Source organism: Photobacterium atrarenae (assembly GCF_024380015.1).
Taxonomy (GTDB): domain Bacteria; phylum Pseudomonadota; class Gammaproteobacteria; order Enterobacterales; family Vibrionaceae; genus Photobacterium; species Photobacterium atrarenae.
Genome location: NZ_CP101508.1, coordinates 3,147,912 through 3,156,967, shown reverse-complemented (window position 1 = coordinate 3,156,967; position 9,056 = coordinate 3,147,912). Strand labels below are relative to the sequence as shown.

The following is a 9,056-nucleotide window of genomic DNA, read 5'->3' as shown; positions in this document are numbered from 1 at the left end:
TGGTTTTTTGCTATCTGGGGCCAACTCTTTGTGTCTGCTGCATTGACTGGATGGAGCCGGGGAGGGAGCGCGCAGAGCGGCGCTTATCAGTTCGGATTCAGCTTGAATAGTAAGTTGATGGTCATGATGGAGTCGCGTTTATCCAGTCCGTCCGGTACCCAGCTGTTGAGCTTCTGGGTATTGCTCAGCTTAATGGCGATATGTTCTGAAATCGCACTGGTCAGATTCAGCTCCGCTTCTAAGGTGCTGTTACTATTGCCGGCAATTGCGGTGAGTCGTCCTTCGACTTCCACAGTTTTGGACGGCTTCCAGATAAACTTGGTATTGCCCCGCAGGATCAGCTCGTCGACCGTCTCCGGGACGATAATATCATCGTCGTCAATCTCATCGATATTCGGCTCCTGATGGCGGTAGCCCGGACCGGCTTCCACTTCCATCTGAAAATTTTCCAGCCGCAACAGCTGATAACCGAGACCGGTCGAAAAGGTAAAATCGCTAAAGTATGGCCCATAGCGATCATCGATATAATTGATATTCCCTAATACATAGGTGCTGGCATTGATCTTCATATCACTTTGCAGTTCCAGCTGACCCTTGCGCTTGTCTTCCTCACCATCTTTTTCGGCCAGCAGGTATTTCGCCTCGCTGGTATGGCGATACTGGTTTTTGACATAGGTCAGCCCGACGCGGGCGTTGAGGGACTCTGAATCTGAATTGCCTCCCAGGGACTGGTAGCCCAGCTCCAGCTCGCTCGCCCAGGGCGAGCGGGGCCGCTTGGGCAGATCCTCATCATTGGCAAAGGCGGCTGTATTGGCAAGCAGCAATAAGGGCAGTAAATATCTTGCCAAGGATCCTCCAGCAGTCATCGATTATCAAGGGTGGAAAGCGTTCCGCAGAGTGTAACCGGGCAATGTCAGCGTTTCGTCAAGAAATGGGAGGAATCTCGCGGTTGGCAAAGGATGCAGGTCATAATGAAGGAGAGCGGGTGGGCGCTTTTGATCGATGTTTTCCCCATGATATTGATACATTGCTCCTCCATGAAAAGGTATAATGCCCGGCCTGGTTCCCGGTAAGCACGCAACTCCTATGGCAGAAAATAGTAAATCGTATAAACCAAAAGATTCGAAGATGGACGCCATCAAGATGCCGCCGCACTCTTTAGAGGCGGAGCAGTCGGTCCTTGGCGGCCTGATGTTGGATAATGAAAAGTGGGATACGGTCGCAGAAAAGGTCGTCGCCAAAGATTTCTATAGTCGGCCGCACCGGCTTATTTTTGAAAGTGCCGCGATGTTGCTCGAAAGCGGCCAGCCACTGGACTTGATCACCCTGTCGGAGCATCTGGAGCGGGGTGATCAGCTGGAAGAGGTGGGTGGATTTGCCTACCTGGCTGAGCTGGCCAAAAATACCCCTTCGGCAGCCAATATCTCGGCGTACGCGGAGATTGTGCGTGAACGGGCGCTGATCCGCGACATGATCGGGGTGGCTAATGAAATTGCCGATGCCGGTTATGATCCGCAGGGGCGAACCAGTGAAGATCTGCTCGATATGGCCGAGAGTAAAGTTTTTGCCATTGCTGAGCAGCGCACGTCGGAGAACGAAGGTCCCCAGAATGTTGATAGTGTGCTGGAGAAAACCCTGGAGCGGATCGAGCTGCTATATCAGTCGCCGCAGGACGGGGTGACCGGAGTCTCAACCGGGTTTACCGATCTCAATAAGAAAACCGCCGGCCTGCAGGGTTCGGACTTGATCATCGTGGCGGCCCGTCCGTCGATGGGTAAAACCACCTTTGCGATGAACTTGTGTGAAAACGCCGCGATGGAGCAGGAAAAGCCGGTCCTGATCTTTTCGTTGGAGATGCCATCTGAACAGATCATGATGCGGATGCTGGCCTCGTTGTCACGGGTCGATCAGACCAAGATCCGGACCGGTCAGCTCGATGACGAGGATTGGGCCCGGATTTCATCGACCATGGGTATTCTGATGGAGAAGAAGAATATGTATATCGATGATAGCTCCGGCCTGACCCCGACCGAAGTCCGCTCCCGAGCTCGCCGCGTAGCGCGGGATCACGGCGGCCTGAGCCTGATCATGGTCGACTACCTGCAGCTGATGCGTGTTCCCGGCCTGCAGGATAACCGGACCCTGGAGATCGCCGAGATTTCACGCTCCTTGAAAGCGCTGGCCAAAGAGTTGAATGTTCCCGTGGTCGCGCTGTCGCAGCTCAACCGCTCGTTGGAGCAGCGGGCCGATAAACGCCCGGTGAACTCGGACTTGCGTGAATCCGGTGCGATCGAGCAGGATGCTGACTTGATCATGTTTATCTACCGCGATGAGGTCTATCACGAAGACAGTGCGCTCAAAGGGATTGCTGAGATTATTATCGGTAAACAGCGGAACGGTCCGATCGGCTCTGTGCGCCTGACGTTCCAGGGCCAGTTCTCCCGGTTTGATAATTACGCCGGCCCGGCCTTTGATGATGAATAATGTGTAAGTGAAGGACAGTGAATGAAAGCCGCGACCGCCTATATCGACACCCAAGCGCTGCGTCATAACGTCAGCCAGCTGCGCAAGCAGGCACCGGACAGCAAACTGCTGGCGATGGTGAAAGCCAATGGCTATGGCCATGGGCTGCAGCAGGTCGCGACCAGTTTGCCGGATGTCGATGGCTTCGGTGTGGCGCGGATTGAGGAAGCGCTGTCTCTGCGCACCTGCGGGGTGGTGCAGCCGATTTTGCTGATGGAGGGCTTCTATGCCCCGGGTGATCTGCCGGTGCTGGTGACGAACAATATCCAGACCGTGGTCCATACCCCGGAGCAACTTGAAGCGCTGGAGCAGGCGAACCTGGAAGCACCGGTCAAGGTGTGGCTGAAAATCGACAGCGGCATGCACCGGCTCGGGGTACGCCCGGAAGAGTTTCAGACATTTGTCGAGCGGCTGCATGCCTGTTCGAACGTCGAAAAACCGCTGCGCTACATGAGCCATTTCGGTTGCGCGGATGAGCTGGACAATCCGGTGACGCAAGCGCAGATCCAGACCTTTATGACCCTCACCGAAGGCTGTCGCGGCGAACGCTCCCTGGCAAATTCGGCAGGGATCCTGGCCTGGCGCCACAGCCATCTGGACTGGATCCGTCCTGGTATTATCATGTTCGGGATATCACCGTTTGCAGACGAAAGCCATTCGGCAGCTGCCTTCGGGATGAAGCCGGTGATGACTCTGGCATCAAGTGTGATTGCGGTGCGCCAGGTGAAACAAGGTGAGCAGGTCGGCTACGGCGGGACCTGGACCAGCGAGCGGGATACCAAGATCGGGGTGGTTGCGATTGGCTATGGTGATGGTTATCCACGTTCGGCGCCGAATGGTACACCGGTACTCATCAACGGCCGCTGGGTGCCGATTGCCGGTCGGGTGTCGATGGATATGCTGACGGTCGATTTGGGGCCGGATGCCACCGATAAGGTCGGTGACGAAGCGATTTTGTGGGGGCGTGGTCTGCCGGCCGAAGTGGTGGCTGAACATGTCGGGACCATTGCCTATGAGCTGGTGACCAAGCTGACTTCCCGAGTTGCTATGGCTTACAGCTAAGTGGCCAGGAGCCCTTCGATATGACAAGGCGGGCTCAGGCTCGCCTTGTTAGGTCTGGCTTCGTGTCAGGCCGGGCAGGCCGAATCACCGCCTGTTTCATCAAAGCATTGCTTCAGAAATACGCGGCTTCAGAAACGCGTCGCTTCAGAACCCGCGCAGCTGGATCCGGCGCAAAAACTCGGTCATGACCCGGTCATAGAGCAGATCGCCGAGAAACGCATCTTCCACCTTGTGATCGATACTCGGGTTGTCATTGACTTCAATCACCCTCACCTGGCCATCCACTTCCTTCAAGTCTACCCCGTACAGGCCGCTGCCGATCTGGTTTGCGGCCTTCAGTGCGGTGTCGATCACCGCTTTGGGCACCTGCTTGAGATCCAGGGTTTCAAACCCGCCGGAGCTGATCCGTCCGCTTTGGTGATGCTGGTAGATCTGCCAGTGGCCGCGGCTCATGTAATATTTGCAGGCAAACAGTGGCTGGCGGTTGAGGATCCCGATCCGCCAGTCGAAATCGGTCGGCAGGAATTCCTGGGCCAGGATCAGGGTGCTGCGGGCAAACAGGCTGTCCATCTGGACCAGCAGCTGCTCACGATCGCTGACCTTGACCACCCCGACTGAAAACGCCCCGTCCGGGACTTTCAGCACCATGGGGTAGCCGATTTCGGTTTCGGCCAGGGCCAGCCAGTTCGGGTCAAACCGCTTTAATACCGCGCTTTTGGGGGCCGGGATATGGTGTAGGTGCAACAGTTCGGTCAGAAAGACCTTGTTGGTGCACTTCATGATGGACTCGGGATCGTCCATCACCACCAGGCCCAGCTTCTCCGCCGTTTTGGCAAACCGGTAGGTGAAGTTATCGATGTTGGTCGTCGCCCGGATAAACAGGCCGTCAAATTCACCCAGCCGGGATAAATCGTCCGGCGTGATGGTTTGCAGCCGCATGCCCAGCCGCTTGGCTGCTTTCTTGAACTGGTGCAGGGCCGTGCTGTCAGAGGGCGGCATTTTTTCGTTCGGATCGACCAGCAGCGCCAGATCATAGCGGGCATTCTTGCTCGGCTTGGGCGCGCGCCACACCTTGTTTGAAAATCGCTCCAGGGCATCGGCAAACCGATCCTGCTCCGGGTCTGTTAAGTCCTGGAACGGAAACGGCGTGATCTGCTCGACCTGCCAGTGTGTTTCTGTGCGGCGAATGCTCACCTGCATCACCGGCATCATAAAGTGCTCGAACAACCGGCGGGCAATTTTGGCAAACCCCGGGACCGCCGCGTGACCGAAATAAATTTTCTCTTCCAGTAACTCCCCGATAGCCAGCGGCTGATCCGCAAAGGCTTTCTCCAGCTGATCGGAGGGCACCGACAGCAGGAAAGGCTGGGACAGATCGGTGATGGTCATCATCCGGGGGATCACCCGGTGCCCCCGGGCTTCGGCCATCAGCGAGCAATAGTAGCCGCTGCTCAGGTAGCCGTAGTCCCGGCACAGGTTGATGATCTGGGTTGCCTTCTGATCGCAGAACGCGCCCTGCTGTAAATAGGCATCGACCGTGACCACCCTGTCGGAGGGAAAATACTGCCGCCAGTCACTGTCGTTGTCGGTAATGATGAGAACTTTGGTCATCGTGAAGCTTACCTCTAGCCTTACGGCTCAATTTGGGATTAAATCGAGCCAATTCACTGCAGGCAAATCCGTCTATGAAAGTCCGTATTGCACAGCTTTATGATCTCGATGCGTTAAACACTCTGGAGGCTCAGCTTTTCGACGGGGATCGGATTTCGCCCCGCCAGATGCGGCGGTTTATCAAATCATCCCAGAGTGTCTTGTTTCTCGCGGAAGCGGAAGGCAGGACGGCCGGCTATGGCCTGGTGTTGTTTCACCGGGGGACCCAGCTGGCGCGTTTGTATTCCCTTGCCGTCGATCCCGATTTTCGAGGCAGGCGTATTGCCCAGCAGCTCTTGGCTGCGTGTGAAACGGCGGCACTGGAAAACGGTTTCAATACATTAAGGCTGGAAGTGCGTCATGACAATCTTCCGGCGCGAAATCTCTATGAAAAATGCGGTTACTCACCATTAAAAGTCTTAATCCACTACTACGATGATCTGGCTGATGGGCTCAGGATGCAAAAGCGTCTGACCCCGGTCGAAGCGAAGTTCTTGTTACCTTTGCCTTTGTATGTGCAGACCACGCCGTTTACCTGCGGCCCGGCTTGCCTGATGATGAGCCTGGCTTACCTGCAGCCGGATTATCAGCCCTGCCGTCAGCTGGAGATGCAGCTGTGGCGGGAGGCGACGACGATATTTATGGCCTCCGGCCACGGCGGGTGCAGCGGGCATGGTCTGGCATTGGCGGCAAACCGTCGGGGCTGCAAGGTCACACTGTGGGCGCAGTCCCAGTCCACGCCGTTTATTGACAGTGTCAGGGATGTGAAGAAAAAAGAGATCATTGAGCTGGTGCACCAGGATTTTTGTCAGCAGCTTGATGAGGCCGGGGTGGCGGTGGTGGAAGCAATGCCGCCGGCATCCCAGATTGAAGCCTGGCTGCGGCAGGGGTGTTGCCTGTTGATGCTGATCAGCACCTATCGTTTTAACGGCTGTAAGGAGCCGCACTGGATAGTGCTCAGCGGGGTCAGTGAGCAGTTTTTCTTTTTTCACGACCCCTATGCTGAAGATCGGGCCGACAGCGGGCATCGAGCACATGTGCCGCTGACCAAGGCCGGGTTGAGCCAGGTGCTGGGCTTCGGGCGGCAGAAACAGACGGCCTGCGTGGTCCTCCACCCGACAGCTGCGGCGGTTATTCCCCCTGGAGGGTGATGACGATCCGGCGGCTGCCGCCGTAGTCGCGGTGCTCGCCGAGGTAGATCCCCTGCCAGGTGCCCAGCGCCAGGCGCCCATGGCGGATCGGAATGGAGACGCTGCAGCCCAGAGTGGAGGCTTTGATATGGGCCGGCATATCATCGTCTCCTTCATCAGTGTGCCGGTAATAGGGCGCCCGCTCCGGGACGGCTCGGTTGAAATGGGCTTCCATGTCGCTGCGTACGGTCGGGTCGGCGTTTTCGTTGATTGTCAGGCTGGCGGACGTGTGCTGGATAAAGCAGTGGGCCAGGCCTACCTGATATTGCCGGAGCTCCGGAATTTGTTGTTCAATTTCATCGGTTACGAGATGAAAGCCCCGGCGCTTTGCGGAGAGCTGAATTGTTTTCTGAAACCACATCATCTTTGCCCTATTGTCACCATCTGACTGTAATCTTAGATGATTACAGTACTCATCCGATCTTTTTCCGTCTATTATTTATGCTTGGTTTTCGTGACCTGTCTCAATGAAGGTGGGGGACGGTTCACGTCATAATTCATCATAAGTCGTAAAATTACAAAATTATAGCCAGCCGCACTGGGTGCGCTACACTTGACAACATTTATACACATCGGGGATCCACGGCTTGGATGCAACTGACTAGGCCCATGGATTAAAATGAAATTATCAGGAACTTCATCATGTTGAAAAACATTAACCCAACGCATACGCAGGCGTGGCAAGCACTGACTGCACACTTTGAAGAGGCCCAGGATCTGCAGCTGAGCGAGCTGTTTGCCAATGACAGCGAGCGCTTTGCCAAGTTTTCCGCGCAATTCGGCACTGACATTTTGTTGGATTACTCCAAAAACCTGATCACCGAAGAGACAATGACCAAGCTGCTGGCCCTGGCTGAGCAAACCGAGCTGAAGTCAGCGATTGGCGAGTTATTCAGCGGTGAGAAAATCAACCGCACCGAAGAACGTGCCGTGTTGCACTCGGCGCTGCGTAACCGCAGCAATACGCCGGTCATGGTTGATGGTGAAGACGTGATGCCAAAAGTGAATGCGGTGCTGGAGAAGATGAAGCATTTCACGGCCCGCATCGTGGATGGTGAGTGGCAAGGGTATACCGGTAAAGAAATTACCGATGTGGTGAATATCGGGATCGGGGGATCGGATCTGGGGCCTTACATGGTCACGGAAGCCCTGATGCCGTACAAAACCCGCCTCAATATGCATTTTGTCTCCAATGTCGATGGTACCCACATCGCCGAAACCCTGAAGGGTCTGAACCCTGAAACCACCCTGTTCCTGATTGCGTCGAAAACTTTCACCACTCAGGAAACCATGACCAACGCCCACTCGGCCCGTGACTGGTTCCTGGCGACGGCAGGGGATCAGGCCCATGTGGCCAAGCATTTTGCGGCCTTGTCGACCAATGCCGATGCTGTTGCGGCGTTTGGGATTGATACTGAGAACATGTTCGAGTTCTGGGACTGGGTTGGTGGCCGTTACTCGCTGTGGTCGGCGATTGGCCTGTCGATCAGCCTGGCGGTTGGTTTTGATAACTTCATTGCATTGCTTGATGGTGCCCATGCGATGGATCAGCACTTTGCTGAAGCACCGCTGGCGGAAAACCTGCCGGTGATCCTGGCTTTGATCGGTATTTGGTACAATAACTTCCACGGTGCGGAATCTGAAGCGATCCTGCCTTATGATCAGTACCTGCACCGCTTTGCAGCCTACTTCCAGCAGGGCAATATGGAGTCGAACGGTAAGTCTGTCGATCGTGGCGGAAATCCGATTGATTACCAGACCGGTCCAATCATCTGGGGGGAGCCGGGCACCAACGGCCAGCATGCTTTCTATCAGCTGATCCACCAAGGCACCAAGCTGATCCCATGTGACTTTATCGCCCCGGCGATCAGCCATAACCCGCTGAGCGATCATCATCCGAAACTGATGGCGAATTTCTTTGCCCAAACCGAAGCCCTGGCTTTCGGTAAAACTCAAGCGCAAGTGGAAGCGGAATTCCTGGCGGCCGGCAAGTCGCTGGAAGAGGTAAAAGAGCTGGTGCCGTTCAAGGTCTTTGATGGTAACCGCCCGACCAACTCAATCCTGGTGAAACAAGTGACGCCATCGGTACTGGGTTCGCTGATCGCCATGTACGAGCACAAGATCTTTACCCAAGGGGTGATCTGGAACATCTTCAGTTTCGACCAATGGGGCGTTGAGCTGGGTAAACAGCTGGCCAATAATATCCTGCCGGAGCTGACCAACGAGGCGCAGATTAGTAGCCACGACAGCTCAACGAACGGCCTGATTAACACCTTTAAACAGTGGCGCGGTTAACCCAGCGGACCACAAAAAACGCCGCGATTGCGGCGTTTTTCTTATGAGTCTGTTCCAGCGGTATTACGACAGCGTGACAACTTCGCTTGCCTGCGGACCTTTCTGACCCTCTGTCACGATAAATTCAACACTTTGGCCTTCGTGCAGCGTACGACGCCCCTGAGCCTGAATGGCGCTGAAGTGGACGAATACATCCTTGCCATCGGCACCAGAAATAAAGCCAAAGCCCTTTTCATCGTTAAACCATTTAACGGTTCCAGTCAGTTTGTTCATGTTACGATCTTTCCTTTGAATGAGGGTATTTCCTTGCGTGACCGAGGCGGCCAGCAAACTTAC

At 55.4% G+C, this 9,056-nt stretch carries 8 protein-coding genes; 4 read left to right on the top strand and 4 right to left on the bottom strand.

Annotation, left to right across the window (positions count from 1 at the left end):
- Positions 1-86 precede the first annotated feature (86 nt).
- On the bottom strand, positions 87-848 hold the full coding sequence (locus NNL38_RS14640) for a DUF481 domain-containing protein (RefSeq protein WP_255388746.1): 762 nt from the start codon (positions 846-848) through the stop codon (positions 87-89).
- A gap of 238 nt (positions 849-1,086) precedes the next feature.
- Between NNL38_RS14640 and NNL38_RS14635 the strand changes: the two genes are divergently transcribed.
- Entirely contained in the window at positions 1,087-2,484 is a 1,398-nt protein-coding gene (locus tag NNL38_RS14635; RefSeq protein WP_255388745.1) for a replicative DNA helicase, read from the top strand.
- Positions 2,485-2,505: 21 nt separating this feature from the next.
- On the top strand, positions 2,506-3,585 hold the full coding sequence (alr, locus tag NNL38_RS14630) for an alanine racemase (RefSeq protein ID WP_255388744.1): 1,080 nt from the start codon (positions 2,506-2,508) through the stop codon (positions 3,583-3,585).
- Between the two features lie 144 nt (positions 3,586-3,729).
- Here the strand turns inward: alr and NNL38_RS14625 are convergent, their stop codons facing one another.
- Positions 3,730-5,196 (bottom strand): RimK family ATP-grasp domain-containing protein, encoded by a 1,467-nt coding sequence (locus NNL38_RS14625; RefSeq protein ID WP_255388743.1) that lies wholly within the window; start codon positions 5,194-5,196, stop codon positions 3,730-3,732.
- A gap of 74 nt (positions 5,197-5,270) precedes the next feature.
- Here NNL38_RS14625 and NNL38_RS14620 point away from each other — a divergent pair, with 74 nt between their 5' ends.
- Positions 5,271-6,386: a GNAT family N-acetyltransferase/peptidase C39 family protein gene (locus NNL38_RS14620; protein WP_255388742.1), complete on the top strand. Its 1,116-nt coding sequence runs from the start codon at positions 5,271-5,273 to the stop codon at positions 6,384-6,386.
- Here the strand turns inward: NNL38_RS14620 and NNL38_RS14615 are convergent.
- A complete protein-coding gene (locus NNL38_RS14615) occupies positions 6,367-6,786 on the bottom strand; it encodes a secondary thiamine-phosphate synthase enzyme YjbQ (RefSeq protein ID WP_255390663.1) in 420 nt (139 codons plus the stop codon). The two genes, NNL38_RS14620 and NNL38_RS14615, sit on opposite strands and share 20 nt — an antisense overlap.
- Before the next feature lie 281 nt (positions 6,787-7,067).
- Between NNL38_RS14615 and pgi the strand changes: the two genes are divergently transcribed.
- Positions 7,068-8,720, top strand: a complete 1,653-nt coding sequence (gene pgi / locus NNL38_RS14610) for a glucose-6-phosphate isomerase (protein WP_255388741.1) — start codon at positions 7,068-7,070, stop codon at positions 8,718-8,720.
- 63 nt (positions 8,721-8,783) lie between these two features.
- Here the strand turns inward: pgi and NNL38_RS14605 are convergent, their stop codons facing one another.
- A complete protein-coding gene (locus NNL38_RS14605) occupies positions 8,784-8,993 on the bottom strand; it encodes a cold-shock protein (protein ID WP_255388740.1) in 210 nt (69 codons plus the stop codon).
- Between the last annotated feature and the right edge of the window lie 63 nt (positions 8,994-9,056).

Bases quoted from the DNA above. Each gene is read 5' to 3' on its own strand.
- NNL38_RS14635 (WP_255388745.1), top strand. From the start codon at position 1,087: ATGGCAGAAAATAGTAAATCGTATAAACCAAAAGATTCGAAGATGGAC.
- alr (WP_255388744.1), top strand. From the start codon at position 2,506: ATGAAAGCCGCGACCGCCTATATCGACACCCAAGCGCTGCGTCATAAC.
- NNL38_RS14625 (WP_255388743.1), bottom strand. From the start codon at position 5,196: ATGACCAAAGTTCTCATCATTACCGACAACGACAGTGACTGGCGGCAG.
- NNL38_RS14620 (WP_255388742.1), top strand. From the start codon at position 5,271: ATGAAAGTCCGTATTGCACAGCTTTATGATCTCGATGCGTTAAACACT.
- NNL38_RS14615 (WP_255390663.1), bottom strand. From the start codon at position 6,786: ATGTGGTTTCAGAAAACAATTCAGCTCTCCGCAAAGCGCCGGGGCTTT.
- pgi (WP_255388741.1), top strand. From the start codon at position 7,068: ATGTTGAAAAACATTAACCCAACGCATACGCAGGCGTGGCAAGCACTG.
- NNL38_RS14605 (WP_255388740.1), bottom strand. From the start codon at position 8,993: ATGAACAAACTGACTGGAACCGTTAAATGGTTTAACGATGAAAAGGGC.